Annotated in this window: 15 protein-coding genes; 10 read left to right on the top strand and 5 right to left on the bottom strand. The window is 56.6% G+C overall.

The window, feature by feature from the left end; genetic code table 11:
• Positions 1-20: 20 nt before the first annotated feature.
• Positions 21-911, bottom strand: coding sequence for a transcriptional regulator GcvA (locus KHU29_RS03855; RefSeq protein ID WP_211451362.1), 891 nt, complete (start codon positions 909-911; stop codon positions 21-23).
• Positions 912-1,093: 182 nt separating this feature from the next.
• On the opposite strand from KHU29_RS03855, the gene tam reads away from it, so the two are divergent.
• The 4 genes from tam to dbpA all read left to right on the top strand — a co-directional run bounded on the left by tam (position 1,094) and on the right by dbpA (position 4,543).
• Positions 1,094-1,873: a trans-aconitate 2-methyltransferase gene (gene tam, locus KHU29_RS03850; protein WP_211451361.1), complete on the top strand. Its 780-nt coding sequence runs from the start codon at positions 1,094-1,096 to the stop codon at positions 1,871-1,873.
• A 14-nt stretch (positions 1,874-1,887) separates the two neighbouring features.
• Positions 1,888-2,469, top strand: a complete 582-nt coding sequence (locus KHU29_RS03845; protein ID WP_211451360.1) for a chromate transporter — start codon at positions 1,888-1,890, stop codon at positions 2,467-2,469.
• The gene (locus KHU29_RS03840) at positions 2,466-2,996 is read left to right on the top strand and encodes a chromate transporter (protein ID WP_211451359.1); all 531 of its coding nucleotides are present in this window, start codon (positions 2,466-2,468) and stop codon (positions 2,994-2,996) included. Before KHU29_RS03845 ends, KHU29_RS03840 begins: the two co-directional genes overlap by 4 nt.
• A 167-nt stretch (positions 2,997-3,163) precedes the next feature.
• Complete coding sequence (gene dbpA, locus KHU29_RS03835; protein WP_211451358.1) at positions 3,164-4,543, top strand: ATP-dependent RNA helicase DbpA; 1,380 nt, start codon at positions 3,164-3,166, stop codon at positions 4,541-4,543.
• A gap of 30 nt (positions 4,544-4,573) precedes the next feature.
• On the opposite strand, the gene KHU29_RS03830 is transcribed toward dbpA, so the two are convergent.
• The 4 genes from KHU29_RS03830 to tauA form a co-directional block, all read right to left on the bottom strand.
• Positions 4,574-5,539 carry an AraC family transcriptional regulator gene (locus KHU29_RS03830; protein ID WP_211451357.1) on the bottom strand — a complete coding sequence of 322 codons (966 nt, stop codon included), beginning with the start codon at positions 5,537-5,539 and terminating at the stop codon, positions 4,574-4,576.
• A 159-nt stretch (positions 5,540-5,698) separates the two neighbouring features.
• Complete coding sequence (gene tauC, locus KHU29_RS03825; RefSeq protein ID WP_211451356.1) at positions 5,699-6,571, bottom strand: taurine ABC transporter permease TauC; 873 nt, start codon at positions 6,569-6,571, stop codon at positions 5,699-5,701.
• Positions 6,568-7,389 carry a taurine ABC transporter ATP-binding protein gene (locus KHU29_RS03820; RefSeq protein WP_425514444.1) on the bottom strand — a complete coding sequence of 274 codons (822 nt, stop codon included), beginning with the start codon at positions 7,387-7,389 and terminating at the stop codon, positions 6,568-6,570. Before KHU29_RS03820 ends, tauC begins: the two co-directional genes overlap by 4 nt.
• Before the next feature lie 3 nt (positions 7,390-7,392).
• The gene (gene tauA / locus KHU29_RS03815) at positions 7,393-8,397 is read right to left on the bottom strand and encodes a taurine ABC transporter substrate-binding protein (protein WP_211451354.1); all 1,005 of its coding nucleotides are present in this window, start codon (positions 8,395-8,397) and stop codon (positions 7,393-7,395) included.
• A 270-nt stretch (positions 8,398-8,667) separates the two neighbouring features.
• On the opposite strand from tauA, the gene KHU29_RS03810 reads away from it, so the two are divergent.
• The 6 genes from KHU29_RS03810 to KHU29_RS03785 all read left to right on the top strand — a co-directional run bounded on the left by KHU29_RS03810 (position 8,668) and on the right by KHU29_RS03785 (position 15,391).
• Entirely contained in the window at positions 8,668-8,973 is a 306-nt protein-coding gene (locus KHU29_RS03810) for a helix-turn-helix domain-containing protein (RefSeq protein WP_211451353.1), read from the top strand.
• Positions 8,970-10,271 (top strand): type II toxin-antitoxin system HipA family toxin, encoded by a 1,302-nt coding sequence (locus tag KHU29_RS03805; protein ID WP_211451352.1) that lies wholly within the window; start codon positions 8,970-8,972, stop codon positions 10,269-10,271. The genes KHU29_RS03810 and KHU29_RS03805 overlap by 4 nt, the downstream gene beginning before the upstream one ends.
• A 98-nt stretch (positions 10,272-10,369) precedes the next feature.
• Positions 10,370-11,281: a Dyp-type peroxidase gene (locus KHU29_RS03800; RefSeq protein WP_211451351.1), complete on the top strand. Its 912-nt coding sequence runs from the start codon at positions 10,370-10,372 to the stop codon at positions 11,279-11,281.
• Between the two features lie 13 nt (positions 11,282-11,294).
• On the top strand, positions 11,295-12,515 hold the full coding sequence (locus KHU29_RS03795) for a winged helix-turn-helix domain-containing protein (RefSeq protein ID WP_211451350.1): 1,221 nt from the start codon (positions 11,295-11,297) through the stop codon (positions 12,513-12,515).
• Between the two features lie 350 nt (positions 12,516-12,865).
• Complete coding sequence (locus KHU29_RS03790; protein ID WP_211451349.1) at positions 12,866-13,348, top strand: DUF3304 domain-containing protein; 483 nt, start codon at positions 12,866-12,868, stop codon at positions 13,346-13,348.
• A gap of 87 nt (positions 13,349-13,435) precedes the next feature.
• Positions 13,436-15,391: a T6SS phospholipase effector Tle1-like catalytic domain-containing protein gene (locus KHU29_RS03785; RefSeq protein WP_343216022.1), complete on the top strand. Its 1,956-nt coding sequence runs from the start codon at positions 13,436-13,438 to the stop codon at positions 15,389-15,391.
• The last annotated feature ends 64 nt before the right edge of the window (positions 15,392-15,455 follow it).

The following is a 15,455-nucleotide window of genomic DNA, read 5'->3' as shown; positions in this document are numbered from 1 at the left end:
TCCCCTTTACCAAATCTTGATCAGCGCAGCGACTCTTGTTGCAGCCAATCGCAAAAATGCTTGATCAGCGGCACATCAGCTTGATGGCGCGCCACTATCCACCAATAACTCCTGGCGCGAATCACCGGTTCGGCTAGTGGAATTACCAGGCGGCCGCTTGCCAGCTCATCGGTAATCAACGGCAACGGCCCCAGTACAACGCCAAGCCCGTCAATGGCTGCCTGCAAGGCCAGATAGAAATGGTCGAACGATTGCTTCTTCTTGCACAAGGCTGGCGCCACATCGGCCGCCGCCAGCCATTTTGGCCAGGCCTCCGGCCGCGTATCCGAGTGCAGCAAGGTGTGCGCAGCGAGGTCGCTGGCTACCCGGATGGGTGCACGCGCCAGCAGCGCCGGACTACAAACCGGCAATTCGCTTTCTTCCAGGAATTCACCGCTCACGCAATTCGGCCAATGCCCCGGGCCGCGTCGAATCGCAACGTCGAACAGTTCTCCGGCTTCGCCCAAAGGCTGTAGCGAGGTGGAGGTCGACAATTTCAGTTCAACTCCCGGATACAGACGCTGGAAACCGCTCAGGCGCGGCAATAGCCAGCGCATGGCGAAGGTCGACAAAGCATTGATGTGCAACACCCGCACCGTGCCGGATTCACGCAACAGTTTGGTGGCCGTCGCGATATTGTCGAAAGCCGCTTGCACCGTCAGCAAATAACGCCGGCCATCGTCGGTGAGTTGCACGCGCTTGCCGAGACGGTGGAACACCTGCATGCCGAGCCAGGTCTCCAGCGCCGCCACCTGGCGACTGACCGCACCGTGCGTCACATGCAACTCTTCGGCAGCGGCCGAGAAATTTTCAAAACGCGCCGCGACTTCAAATGCGCGCAACGCTTGCAAAGGAGGGAGTTTACGAGACATGCTTGTGATTATAAATCACAACAAGGAAGTAAAAAAGTCGATTCGTATGATCTTCGGATTTCTGTAACATGCATCTATCGAATCAATATTCATCAACTTTTCCACGGCGATGACAGACTTCAACTGGGGCGGCCTGGAAATTACCTGAACGCGCGACCTTGTGATAATTCCTAGGAGATAACATGGATACAACTACCGATTTTTGGGATGCCAAGCAATATATGCATTTTGGCAATGAACGTTTGCGCCCCGCCCTCGATTTGCTGGCTTACGTTCCCGAGCAGGAGCCACAACGGGTGGTCGATCTCGGTTGCGGCACCGGCAACGTATCGGCCTTGTTAAAGGCGCGCTGGCCAGACGCCGATGTGCTTGGCGTCGACAGCTCGGAAAACATGTTGGCAGCGGCGGCCGCAGCAGTCCCGGACTGTCGCTTTGAGCGTGCCGATCTTGCGCAATGGCAGCCCGATGGATTGCTGGATGTGATTTATTCCAATGCGGCGCTGCAATGGCTGCCCGACCACCCCACCCTGCTGCCGAGGCTACTGTCGTTCTTGCGCCACGACGCCTGGCTGGCGCTGCAGATGCCGGCCATGCACGATGCTCCCTTGCGGCTGATGCAGGCCGAAATAGCCAGGTCGCCATCGTTTGCGCCCTATCTGCGGGGCGTACCGCAGCATCCGTCTATCCTGACAGCGGAAAACTACTACGACCTGCTGCGTTCGCGCAGCAGCAAGCTGGACATCTGGGAAACCACCTATCTGCATACCTTGCGCGGCGAGGACGCCGTCGTGGAATGGGCCGCCGGCACCAGCTTGCGGCCTTATCTGGACGCGTTGCCGGAGGATAAACGGCCAGCCTTCCGCGCTGCCTATGCAGAAGCGATGCGTGAGGCATATCCGCAACGCGCGAATGGCGTCACACTATTACCGTTCAAAAGATTGTTTATCGTCGCCAATGTTTAAGCTATGACTGCTCTATGACTACAGAATCCATCGAATCCATCGCCACCATCGAAAATAGCGCGTACGAGGCACCGTCCACGCGTGAATTGTTCGTCGGCTTCCTGACCTTGGGAATGATCGGCTTCGGCGGCGTGCTGCCGCTGGCGCGGCGCATGATCGTTGAGCAGCGCCGTTGGCTGACCTCCGCGCAATTCACCGACATGCTTGGCCTGTGCCAGTGTCTGCCGGGCGGCAACATCATCAATCTATCGGTGGCGATAGGCTTGCATTTCCGCGGCGTAGCTGGCGCCCTAGCCTCGCTGCTGGGGCTGATTGCTGCGCCGTCGGCTGTTGTGATCGCACTCGGCGTGATCTACCAGCGCTTCCAGGACAATATCCCGGTGCAACACATGTTTGCCGGCCTCGCCGCGGCAGCTTCCGGCTTGTTGATCGCGATGGCGTTGAAAATGCTGATGCCGATCTTGAAAAAGCCCGTGCCCCTTCTGATTGCTTGTTTGTTCTTTGTCTCCATCGGCTTGCTACGTCTGCCTTTGCTGCCGACCATGCTAATACTGGCGCCGCTCAGCATCATCGCCATCTGGAAACTGCCGTCATGACCGATACCCTGCTCGCTCTTGCCACGATTTTCAGCCAATTGTCGTTGCTGGCGTTTGGCGGCGGCAACACCATATTGCCGGAAATGCAACGCCAGGTGGTCGATATCCATCACTGGATGTCACCGCAGGAATTCAGCGCCATGTTCGCCCTGGCACAAGCCGCGCCGGGGCCGAACATGATGGTGGTGACGCTGGTCGGCTGGCATGTTGCAGGCTGGCCCGGCGTCCTGGTCACCAGCCTGGCGAAATTCGGCCCGTCATCGATACTTACCGGCGTAGTCCTGCATCTGTGGCAACGTTTCAAGGACAAACCCTGGCGGGCCGTGGTGCAGGTTGGCATGGTGCCGATGACAGTGGGCCTGGTGGGCGCCAGCGCCGCCTTGATCACCGCAGCCTCGACCCGTACCTGGGGCCTGGCGGTCATCGCTGCGGCTTGTGCGCTGTTGGCCTACAAGAGCAAGGTGCATCCGCTATGGATTCTGGCAGCCGGCGCATTGCTAGGCTTGAGCGGGATAGGTCAGGTATAGTCATGACTTCCTTTTTCGCCGATCCCGATGCCTTGCCGCTGGAACTGTATGAGCAATAATCCGAATCACGGCGATCATGGTAGCCATTTTGACAAGCACGCCGTTGTGGCCCTTAGCCTGCCCACCTGTTAGACTTCCCTCCCTTTTAAGCTGGCGACTACATCATCGTGAAAACATCCTCATTCTCCAATCTCCCGCTGGCGCCGGCATTACTGAGCAACCTGGATAGCCTCGGTTATCACGAAATGACCCCGATCCAGGCGCAGAGCCTGCCGGTCATCCTCGAGCGGCGCGACCTGATCGCCCAAGCCAAGACCGGCAGCGGCAAGACTGCCGCTTTCGGCATCGGTATCCTGCATAAACTCAACCCGAGCTACTTCGCGATCCAGGCCCTGGTGCTGTGCCCTACGCGCGAACTGGCGGACCAGGTCGCCAAGGAACTGCGACGGCTGGCGCGCTTTGCCGACAACGTCAAGATCCTGACCCTGTGCGGCGGTACGCCGATGGGGCCGCAAATCGGCTCGCTGGAGCATGGCGCCCATATCATCGTCGGCACGCCAGGGCGTATCCGCGACCACATCGGCCGCGGCAGCATCAACCTCGGCACAGTCCAAACGCTGGTGCTGGATGAAGCCGACCGCATGGTCGACATGGGCTTTTATGAAGAAATCTCGGGTATCGTCAGCGCCTGCCCGGCACGGCGCCAGACCTTGCTGTTTTCCGCCACCTATCCGGACGACATCCGCAAGGCCAGTGCTGAATTCCTGCGCGATGCTGTTGAAGTCAAAGTCGAGGCACAGCACGATACAGGTTGCATCGAACAACGCTTTTACGAAGTCTCTTACGAAGGCCGCAACGCCGCTGTAGCGCAACTGTTGAATCACTACAAACCGGTGTCTACGATTGCCTTTTGCAATACCAAGATTCATTGCCGTGAATTGGCCGACGAACTGCGTGCACAAGGTTTCAGCGCGCTGGCGCTGTATGGTGAACTGGAACAACGCGAACGTGACGAGATTCTGGTACTTTTCGCCAACCAAAGCTGTTCGGTGCTGGTAGCGACCGACGTTGCCGCCCGCGGCCTCGATATCCAGACTCTGGGAGCGGTTATCAACGTCGACGTTTCCAAGGATACCGAAGTCCACATCCATCGCATCGGCCGCACCGGCCGCGGCCAGGAACGCGGACTGGCGCTGAGTTTATGCGCACCGAATGAAAAGAAATGGGTCAAGCTGATCGAGGACTACCAGCAAGGCCCGGTCAGCTGGTTCGACCTGGCAGAACTGGAGCCAGCCTACGGCGAACCGTTGACGGCGCCCATGGTGACGCTATGCATCATGGGCGGTAAAAGAGACAAGCTGCGCCCGGGTGATTTGCTGGGTGCGCTGACCGGCGATGTTGGCTTGGTCAAGGAACAGGTCGGCAAGATCAGCGTCTTTGATTTCGTCACCTACGTGGCATTGGATAAGCGCATTGCCAAGCAGGCATTTGGCAGGCTTAGCAGCGGCAATATCAAGGGCAAGACTTTCAAGATGCGGTTTATTTAAAACCTGCGTTTTACGGGTGTGCAGATATGCTTAAGCGGGGCTGCCGACTGCAGCGGTGCCAGTAGCACCAGCTGCACGCAAGCGTGCAACATCGCGCGCCGGCGGCGAGCCGAACATGCGGTTGTACTCGCGGCTGAATTGCGACGGGCTTTCATAGCCGACCAGATGCCCTGCCGTGGCGGCGTCGCCGACCTGCGCAAACAACAGCCGGCGCGCTTCCTGTAGCCTGAGTTGCTTCTGGTATTGCAAAGGCGTCATCGCCGTCACTGCCTTGAAATGATGGTGCAGCGAGGATGAACTCATGTTCGCTTCGCGCGCCAGATTTTCTATCCGCAGCGGCAACCGGTAATCGCGCTTGATCAATTCGATCGCTTTGACCACGTGCTGTGCCTGGCTGTCAGACATGGCGATCTGTTGCAACATGCCGCCCTGTTCGTCCTGCAGCAGCCGATACAGGATTTCCCGTATCGCCAGCGGCGCCAGCACTGGGATATCTTGCGGAGTCGCCAGCAACTGTATCAGCCGCAGCACCGCATCCAGCAGACTGGAATTAGCCTTGCTGACAAACATGCCACGTGCCGGCAGATCGGCTTTTTTTACGTGCCCCTCACCCGCCATGATCAGATCGCCAATCTCCTTCGGATCAAGATCCAGCCGCAAGCTCAGATAAGGCTGCTCTGGCGTGGCTTGCGTCACATGCCCCGTCACCGGCAAGTCAACCGAGACCACCAGATATTGGGCGGGATTATAAATATAGACTTCGTCTGCCAGCATGGTTTGCTTCTGTCCCTGGGCAATGATGCACAAAGCCGGTTTATGCACAGCATGGGCAGGCACCGAAGGTTGCGACAGCCGCGCCAGGTAGAGCGGCGCAATCGCCGTCTGGTGTATGCCTTCGGTGGCGGCGTATTGCGCAATCAGGCGCGCCAACTCAACTTGCTGCAGCGATACCGCTTGCTCGGCGGCAGCCTCTTGCATTGATCCTGAATTATTCATTTCCAGCCTTTCACAGCGTTTGATCGAGTCTACTATTTTTCGATCCGACGCGGCGCGGCCCGGTGGCAGATTTGGAGGATTGTGCAAGAAGTCGGGACGAAACGACTAATCCTGACCCGCCTGGTATCCGCTGCCACCGAGGTTACTTTGACTATAGATTCATACGCGCCCTTCCCATGGCACGTATTTGCGTTGCAGCCAACGCAGCCCATATTCAAAGCCCGATGCAATCAAGGCAATCACCAGGATTCCCATGATCACGACATCGGTTACCAGGAATTGCGCAGCCGACTGGATCATGAAACCTAGGCCACGCGTAGCAGCAATCAATTCCGCCGCCACCAGGGTCGACCAGCCGACGCCCAGGCCAATCCGAATCCCGGTAAGCACGTCGGGCACTGCGGATGGCAAGATGACAAAACGGATCAGCTGCCAGCGCGAAGCGCCCAGCGTCTGCGCCGCCCGCAAGCGGTTTTGATCGACGCGACGTACGCCATGCAGGGTAGCAATAGCCAGCGGCGCAAAAATCGCCAGGTAGATCAACAGCACCTTGGATAGCTCGCCGATGCCAAACCAGATCACGATCAGCGGCAAATAGGCCAAGGGCGGGATCGGCCGGTAAAACTCGATCAAGGGATCGAATACCGCACGTGCACGGCGGCTCAAGCCGATCAGGATGCCCACCGGGATGGCGCTGACGATAGCCAGCAGCAACGCAGCAAATACCCGGGTGACACTGGTCAAGGCATGCTGCCACAATGTAGCGTCGACAAAACCGTCGATGGCCACAGTCTTGAATTTTTGCAATACCGCCAATGGCGACGGCAGGAACAGTGGCGGCACCAGTGCAAGGGTGGTGACCAGCCACCACAGACCCAGTAAAGCTGCCACTGTCAGCAAGGTGATGCTGCGTTCGGAAATGGCGTGCCCGGCTTTGATTTTCGGGGCCGACGACAGTGACGTTGCGTAGTCCGGCGGCTCCGGTTGCAACTCATATTCCAGCGGCGAAAACGTGACAGATAATTCACTCATGCTAACGTGTCCTCCAATACAGCATCCTCACGGGAGTCATGGTGTGCTTGCGGATGCAGCAGTTGCTCCAGGATTTCCTCGCGCAAGCGGACGAAACCCGGATCTGACTTGATACTGCGTGCCGACTCGCCGGCGGCAAAGCGGGCTCCGAATCCAAGCTGGCGCACGCTATCCACTCGCCCCGGCCGCGCACGCAGCAATACCAGGTCGGTCGCCAGGAACAAAGCTTCTTCGACGCTATGGGTAATCATGAAGATACCTTTGCCCGATGCTTTCCAGACCTGCAGCAGATGCTCCTGCATCTGTTCGCGCGTCAGGGCGTCAAGTGCACCCAACGGTTCATCCAGCAACAGGAAGCGTGGATCTACCGCCAATGCGCGCGCCAGGCTGACACGCTGGCGCATGCCGCCCGACAATTCCCAAATGGCAGCGTCGGCATAATCCTGGAGTCCGGTCAGCGCCAGGTATTCGCGCGCCCTGACTTGGCGTTGTTGCGGCGATTGCCCGGCCAGGCGCAGCCCGAATGCCACATTTTCCTGCACCGTTTGCCAAGGCAGCAAGGTATCGCTCTGGAACACTACGCCGCGCTCGGCGCCTGGTCCGGCAATCGGTACGTTATCGATGCTAGCCAAACCCGAGCTTGGCTTTAGAAAACCAGCGATCAGGTTGAGCAAAGTGGTCTTGCCACAGCCCGATTCGCCGATCACCACCGTAAACCGGCCTTCGTGCAGATCCAGCGAAAGATCGCGCAAGACTTCTTGCGGCCGCGCAGCGCCTGGATACGCCACGCTCACCGATTGCAGACGAATCATGTGGATTCCTTACTGAAGCGCGGCTTGCTTGACAAATGCCGGATTGACGTAGGGTTGGTAATCCGGCAATACACGCTCCACTTTCTTTTGCTCTTGCAAAAAGCCGGCAGTCGCGGCCAGCGCCTTGACGGTTGAACCGCTCAGCAGTTGTCCCTGTTCGGCCAGCGTAGGGAAGCCGCTACCGGCCAACAACTCGGCAATGTCGGTCTGCTTGGCAGCTGTCAGCCGTGCAATTTTCTCGAATTGCGGTGAACCGGCTTTCCAGTCTGCGCCGTGGCTGCGGTAATCGGCATAGGCTTTACCGGTTACCTTGACGAAGGCAGTCACAAAATCAGGATGCTTTTGCGCAAAATCCTTGCGCACGATCCAGGCGTCGAAAGTCGGCGCGCCCCACTTGGCCACCTCGGCCGAATCGGTCATGACTTTACCGGATTCCTTGACCTTGCCCAGCGCCGGATCCCAAACATAAGCGGCATCGATATCGCCGCGCTGCCATGCCGCGGTAATTTCCTGCGGCCGCAGATTCAGGATCTGCACCTTGGATGCAGGAACGCCCCAATGCTTGAGCGCCGCCAGCAAGCTATAGTGGGTGGTTGAAACAAATGGCACGGCGATCTTTTTGCCGATCAAGTCCTGTGCCGAATTGATGCCACTGCCGTTGCGGACCACCAGCGCCTCGGCCTGGCCGATCTGAGCAGCGATCAAAATGGTTTCGATCGGCAACTCACGCGTCGCCGCCGCTGCCAGCGGACTGCTGCCGACATATCCCACCTGGATATCGCCGGAAGCTACCGCCGCAATGACGTCGGCGCCGCTATCGAATTTTTTCCAGTTTATTTTCCAGCCGCTGGCCTTTTCATACGCGCCGTCAGCCTGAGCGACTTTAGCTGGCTCGACCACCGTCTGGTAAGCGACATTGACTTCCTGTTCGGCTGACCAGGCTTGATTGGCCAACACCGCGATGATTGAAGCTGCCGCTAATACTGGCAAACGTTTGAAAATGTGAGCGATCATGCAAACCCTCCTGGTGGATTGAATCGGCTAAAGGACAAAACCGAGTGACGAAACTGATGACGAAGCTACTCAGGCTTTGCGCCAAGTTAATCGATTCAAGCGACTTGTAAAACGAAGGTTTTCGGCAATGCTTATAAGGTTTTTGCCTGACGCAAATATTTACAAAGAGATAGTTAAATATCCTTATTTAACTATAAGATATTTAACTATCTCTTTAAGAAAAAGATACTATACTATTCTTAATTACATAAAAGATAGTTTACTAATCCCATGAAAACCTTAAGTGAGTTATCCGCCGTCCTCCGGCAAGCCAAAGACCGACTGGCGCTACCGGTCATCACCATGACCCGCAACAGCGGATTGACGGCGGTAACAATACGCGGCGTTCTTGCTGGAAAGAACGATCCTCGCCTGAGCACCTTGATGACGATTGCCGATCAATTGGGATTGGAAGTAATGCTGCTGCCTAAAGCCTTGGCTGCCTCGATTGCGGCAAAGCCGCCCGCTGAAGAAGAAGTACAAAGCCTGGTGGCGGCAGCGCTGGCACAGAAAAGGAACGAAAGGAATGTTCAATGAACTTGAGCGCACTGGATATTTTCGTGGCGGATCGCCAGGTTGGCGTTCTGTTCCAGTATGGCGACATGGTGCGTTTCCAGGTCGACCCCGCCTATGCTCAGGATCCGCAGCGGCCGACCTTGTCGCTATCGATGCGCGCAGCCACACCTCAACAAGATATGGCTTTACTGCTTAACCCGCTGGCGGCGATTTTCAACTCGCCCGGCCAGATGCGGCTGCCCGCCTTCTTCCAGAATTTGTTGCCGGAAGGCGTGCTGCGCAAGCAAATTGCGCTTGAACGCCAATGCGCGGAAGACAATCATTTCGAACTGCTGGCTGCCTGTGGCCGCGACTTGCCGGGCGCAGTCAGAGCAATCCCGACCAAATTGACACGGTCCATGATGACCCGCCTGGTGACCCAGGACCAGGAAGCAATAGAGGAAAGCGTGATAGCGGCGCCGCTGGTGGACGGCGTCTCGATTTCCGGCATGCAGCCGAAGCTGGCCCTGATCCAGGAAGGTGGCAGGTATGTCAGCCGCACCCGTCATAAAGACGCCCATATCATCGGCAAGCTGCCAACCGCGCAATACGACCATCTGCCGGAGGTCGAACATCTGTCGTTGCAACTGGCCCGGGCTGCCGGCGTTACCGTGTGCAGCGCCAGCTTGCAGCCGCTGGCGGCGATCATGGCCGGGCATCCATATGCCGCAGAAGAAAACCAGCAATTCCTGGCCGTGCAAAGATTCGACCGGGATCAGCCGGGCCGGCTGCACGTGGAAGATTTTTGCCAGATACTAGGTGTCGATCCCGACAAGAAATATACCGGCGCCACCTACGCCGACATGGCGTTGGTGATGCAGGCCGTCCCGGGGCTGGGTGAAGCCGCCTGCCATGAACTGCTGCGCCGTATCACCGTCAACGAACTGATAGGCAATTACGACGCCCATTTGAAAAATTTCGGCATCCGCTACCTGGCTGCCGGCCAGATTGAATTCTCACCGGCCTACGATGTGGTGGCATATAGCGTGTACCTGAACGGCAGCGGCCACGCCCTCAAATTTGCCGAGGGCCAGGCCAAAAGGTCTTTCCTGTCGCCGCAGACCCTGCGCGCCTTCGCCAATCGCAGCGGCATGCTGGAACCGCCGCTGCGCCAGGTTATTTCCGATGTCTGCAAGAGAGCCTTGTCAGCATGGCCGGAGTTGATAGCCGCCAGCCAGTTGCTGCCGCATCAGAAAACCAGGCTGACTGAATATTTCATGGGACGCGGCATCATTGCCGGCTTACGCAAGCGGCAATCCAGGCTTGCAACAAAACCCTGAAACCTGACTTAGACTCTTGCAAATTTTCCGGCTTCGGAAAAAGTTGTCAAAATCCGCTAACATCCCCCTTCCCTCGCTTCAGTATCAAAGGATAAATAATGCCCGCAACCGCAGCTCAAGCCCAACCAGGAATTCTCGACGCACTCGCGCCACTCGGCCGTTCGCTCACCTTTCGCCTTAATGACCACAGTAATGGCCACACTAACGCTCACAATCTGCAAGCGGCCCTGACCCGGCTGCGTGAAGTGTTCGCGGCTGACTGGGGTGTCGTCGGCCTGGGTACGCCACTGGTCGACGCGTTGGATCAGCATGTCGCTGGCCTGCGTCCGTTCCCGGCACTGGAAGGACAAGGCTGCGCTGCGCCGTCGACCCAGCAAGCCATGTGGATTTTGTTGCGCGGCAGCGAGCGCAGCAGCCTGTTCGAGCGTACCGCGCAGCTGGTCGAACTACTGGGCGATGCGCTGGTGCTGGAAGACGCGCTGGACACCTTCCGTTATCGCGACAACCGCGACCTGACCGGTTATGAAGATGGTACCGAAAACCCCAAAGATGCGGCCGCCATTGCCGCTGCGCTGGTGGCGGAAGGCGCAGGACGTCAAGGTTCAAGCTTTGTCGCGGTACAACGCTGGATCCATGATTTGACGCGTTTCCGCGGATTCCCGGCAGCGCAGCGCGATGCCAGCATCGGCCGCCAGATTAGCGACAACGAGGAAATCGAGGACGCTCCCGAATCGGCTCATGCCAAACGTACGGCTCAGGAAAGTTTTACGCCCGAAGCTTACATGGTGCGTCACTCCATGCCATGGGATACCGGCCTGCAACAAGGCACGGAATTCATCGCTTACGGCGAATCCAGCGACCGCTTCGAAAACGTCCTGCGCCGCATGCTGGGTCACGAAGACAATATCGTCGACGCCCTGTTCAGCTTTTCACGGCCGGTAACCGGCGGCTACTACTGGTGCCCGCCGCTGCAGGACGGGCATCTCGACCTGACCAGCATCGGCATCTGAGAAAAAGTCCTACGTGAGCTCCATCCAGCTTTCCTTGCCTGCCGCACGCGCCCTGCAACTGGCAGCGCAAGGCTTGCTCAATCCGGTGCGCAAGAAAGCCATCAAGCAAGACGTGCTGGCCGCCATCCGGCAAATGGGCGTACTGCAAATCGACACCATCCATGTGGTGGCGCGCAGCCCCTATCTGGTGTTGTGGAGCCGGCTTGGCAGCTATCCGCAGCACTGGCTGGATGAATTGCTGGAGGAGCGCCAGCTGTTCGAGTACTGGGCGCACGAAGCCAGTTTCCTGCCGATCGAAGATTACGGTTTGTACCGCCACCGCATGATCGATCCCGGCTCGATGGGCTGGAAATATTCCGCCAAATGGATGGATGAGCATCGTGCCACCATAGAACTGCTGCTGCAGCATATCCGTCAACACGGCCCGGTGCGCTCGGCCGATTTCAAACGCACCGACGGTAAAGGCGGCGGCTGGTGGGAATGGAAGCCGGAAAAGCGCTCGTTGGAAGTATTGTTTACCGCCGGCCGCCTGATGATTGCCAAGCGCCATAATTTTCACCGGATCTACGATCTCGCCGAACGCATCCTGCCGGACTGGGACGATGCCAACATGCCGTCCACCGCAGATACGCAACGCACCCTGCTGCTCAAGGCGGTACAAGCACTGGGAGTAGCGAAAGCCAGCTGGATCGGCGATTATTTCCGCACCGCCAGGAGCCGCCCCAAACCCGACCCCGAAACCCTGGTCGATGACGGCAGCCTGCTCAGGGCGACGGTCGAAGGCTGGCAGCAGCCGGTATATATTCACCCGGCCCACCGCGAACTGGCACTGGCAGCCGCAGCCGGCTTGTTGAAACCGACCACTACCAGCCTGCTCTCGCCCTTCGATCCACTGGTATGGGACCGCAAGCGCGCACTGGAATTATTCGATTTCGATTACCGGCTTGAGTGTTACACGCCGGAAGCCAAGCGTAGCTATGGCTATTTCACGTTACCGATCCTGCATCGCGGTGCATTGGTAGGACGGCTGGATGCCAAAGCACACCGTAGCGACGGCGTGTTTCAAGTAAAGGCGCTGTATCTTGAACCGGGGACGCGCACCAGCCAGAGACTCGTGACCGAACTGGCCACAGCTTTGCAGCGCCTTGCGACATGGCACGGCACGCCGCGCGTAGTGATAGATCAATGTACGCCACGCAGCTTTAGAGCCATGTTGAAAGCGGCGCTAATTTAGAGCTATTCGTTAAAAGATTTCCCTCGCCTCCAGAGTCATGTCAGCAAAAATCCTATGCCGAACGACACCGACTTGTTCTAGCCCATAAAGCTGCAGCCCCATATCTTCTATTTTTGCATCCGCCACTACGTGATGCATATCAAAACATTCAATCACAGTTTTCAAAAAAACAAGTGCGACTCAAAATAAATTGACGTATTATTAACTTTTGTTCCGCGTTACTTTTGCCAGAAATTGACACCGTCACGGCAATTCCCACCTACGAACATAGAGTGCAAAGGCCATCGCTAACATGACGCAAGAGCTAGAGCTGATTTTTCCGCACAACCGAATTCAATCAAAGGAAATCCATGCGTTTCAAACATTTGCTGTTAATTGCTGCAATGCTCGCACTGAGCGCCTGCGCCACACAATCTCCGGTTACTACGGAAACACTCACAAAAAAGCCGTCAAAACTGCTCAATATTCCGATGGTCCCGGTGTCAATTGCGTGCGCATATCATCCGGGCACGGACTACATCTACTCATTCTATGTAAAGGAACCATTCAGCTCGCGCATGCTAGGAGGGTTGAGCTGTGGCGGTACGGGAGCCTTCGGGTACATGCTCCCAAAACAATGGCAACCCGGCATGAAAGTCAAAGTGCGTTGGAAGCCTAATGGACGTGACTGGATAGAAAAAACCACCACGATCAGGCGGTACGACAGAGTCGGAACGCTGTTCGTTCATTTCTTTGCTAACGATGAAGTACGTGTATTGTCAGCGTTTGCTTATCCCGGCCCACATCATCCAATTTCGATGGATCTGACCATTGCTCCGCCGGAGGAAGAATAAATGGATGCACCAATCCAATCTGCGCCGTCGCACATTTCAAACAACGCGGAAGATGAACTGCTCCTGACTACAGCCGAATGCTGCTTTGTGCAAGGCATCGATAGCCAGCCAGCTAAAAACCCGCCGCCATGCCAGAAATTCGTCAAGATTGGCCTATTCTTCGATGGCACCGGCAACAATATGATTCGCGACATACCGCGGCAATGTCATACCAACGTCGTCAAATTATTTAACGCGCATAAATCCGTCGATGAGAAAGGTATGCTTAAGGTACCTGGACATTACAGGGTTTATATTCCGGGTTTGGGTACACCTTTTCCAGAAAACAGGGAGTGGCGTGAATCCCAAGATGGTAAGGCTCTAGGGAAAGGCGGTGAAGCCCGTATTCTGTTCGGATTGTTGGAGGTCTATAACGCAATCCATCGGGCATTTAGTGAAAACCAACCGATGTTTGGACCTGACGAGATCGCGGCCAAAATCCAGCAATACGCCAAAGACGTAAAAACCAACGATCCGCTACGCGACGCCAGCGCCCCACGCCCAAATCGCCAAAGTTGGTTTAATGACCTTAGCAATGAACTCAACCAAAAATTAAGCGCAGCACGCACACACAGGCCACGCCCGGACATTCCAAAAATCGCGCTGAATGTCTTCGGCTTTTCACGCGGAGCGGCAGAGGCACGGGCCTTCTGCCACTGGTTCGCCGACGTATTGGCTCCGGACGGCACTTTTGCCGGAATGCCCGCCGAGATTCTTTTTTTAGGTTTGTTCGACAGTGTCGCTTCTATTGGACTGGCAAATTCCGCGGCAGAAAGTACGCCGCTGTTCTTTGCCGACGGCCATTTCGCCTGGGCCGGTGAAATCGTTAAGCCGTTACCTCCTTGCGTTAAAAAAACGGTGCATTTCATCGCCGCCCATGAACAGCGCCGCAATTTCCCTGTGACCCGCGTCAAAGGAAATAACGTGAGCGAATATATCTACCCAGGTGTGCATTCCGATGTCGGCGGCGGCTACAGCCCTGGCGATCACGGACGCGGTTTGACCATGGGAACCATGCTGTCGCAAGTACCGTTGCTGCATATGCACCATGCTGCCAGCGCCGCAGGGGTGCCGTTGGCGGCGTATTGCGTGATGCCATCCGACTTGCGGGCAGACTACGATATCGATCCCGCATTGAGCCAAAACTGGAATACGTACATGGCTTACGGCAAGAAAATATTCGAGGGCAGCAACTATCGCGACATGCTGCGCGAGCACATGCGTTTGCTTTATCTGTTCCAGGCAAGATGGCTCAACGAGTTCGAACATCTCCCGCCATATACGCTCGCCCGCAAGGGACAAGAGCAAGAAGATCTGCGGAGCTACAACAATTTACTGAAAGGCGATCTGGCCATATTACGCAATCGCGCCTACGATGCGCAGCAAGGCGGCCGCCATTACTACCTCCCCTTGGATGGCAAAGAAATCGACAATTCCAACCAGTGGCAGCAACAACTGCACAAAAGCCGGATCGCGCCAGGCAAGGATGAGTTATGGGCCTTACAACAATTCAATCACACACCAGCATCTTTTGATGAACCCTATATGCGCTTATTCAGGGACCAAGTGCACGATTCGCTGGCCACCTTCTATATGGCCGGTTATGTCACCGACGAAGAAAAGGCAGAAAGATTGCTGGAGATGACGCGTGCCGGCCACGCACCGGCGAATCCCTACGATAAGCAGGTATGGGAGAACTATCAAGCGATGATCCAGAGCGATCCAGAACTGGCCGATGCGATGAACGAAAAAGTGCGCATCTACCGGGAGGCCGCAAGGAATGACGACCATCAGAATCTACGCTATCGCCTGGAGTTACGCAAGGCGATGGAACAAGCCGACGAGCAAACACCATTTACGCAAGAAGAACAAGCGAAGCTGGCTAGCTGTTATCCACTGCAAACCGATGCAAATACGCAAGGATTGCGCGATCCCCGGGTTTCCTTACAAACCGACAAACGCCGTGAAGGTAGCGGTTATCTGCGGCAGCGAATTGTATTTTGATTCAACAATAATGGCCGAGCACTCCAGGTCTCGGCCAATGGCAGTGCCGACAGCAACATCAATA

Source organism: Collimonas antrihumi, from assembly GCF_018304965.1.
GTDB lineage: Bacteria > Pseudomonadota > Gammaproteobacteria > Burkholderiales > Burkholderiaceae_D > Collimonas > Collimonas antrihumi.
Note: the sequence above shows the minus strand (reverse complement) of the source record. Positions and strands in the feature narration are given on the sequence as shown.

Coding starts and splice junctions, on each gene's coding strand:
- KHU29_RS03855 (WP_211451362.1), bottom strand. CDS start 911: ATGTCTCGTAAACTCCCTCCTTTGCAAGCGTTGCGCGCATTTGAAGTC.
- tam (WP_211451361.1), top strand. CDS start 1,094: ATGGATACAACTACCGATTTTTGGGATGCCAAGCAATATATGCATTTT.
- KHU29_RS03845 (WP_211451360.1), top strand. CDS start 1,888: ATGACTACAGAATCCATCGAATCCATCGCCACCATCGAAAATAGCGCG.
- KHU29_RS03840 (WP_211451359.1), top strand. CDS start 2,466: ATGACCGATACCCTGCTCGCTCTTGCCACGATTTTCAGCCAATTGTCG.
- KHU29_RS03830 (WP_211451357.1), bottom strand. CDS start 5,539: ATGAATAATTCAGGATCAATGCAAGAGGCTGCCGCCGAGCAAGCGGTA.
- tauC (WP_211451356.1), bottom strand. CDS start 6,571: ATGAGTGAATTATCTGTCACGTTTTCGCCGCTGGAATATGAGTTGCAA.
- tauA (WP_211451354.1), bottom strand. CDS start 8,397: ATGATCGCTCACATTTTCAAACGTTTGCCAGTATTAGCGGCAGCTTCA.
- KHU29_RS03810 (WP_211451353.1), top strand. CDS start 8,668: ATGAAAACCTTAAGTGAGTTATCCGCCGTCCTCCGGCAAGCCAAAGAC.
- KHU29_RS03805 (WP_211451352.1), top strand. CDS start 8,970: ATGAACTTGAGCGCACTGGATATTTTCGTGGCGGATCGCCAGGTTGGC.
- KHU29_RS03800 (WP_211451351.1), top strand. CDS start 10,370: ATGCCCGCAACCGCAGCTCAAGCCCAACCAGGAATTCTCGACGCACTC.
- KHU29_RS03790 (WP_211451349.1), top strand. CDS start 12,866: ATGCGTTTCAAACATTTGCTGTTAATTGCTGCAATGCTCGCACTGAGC.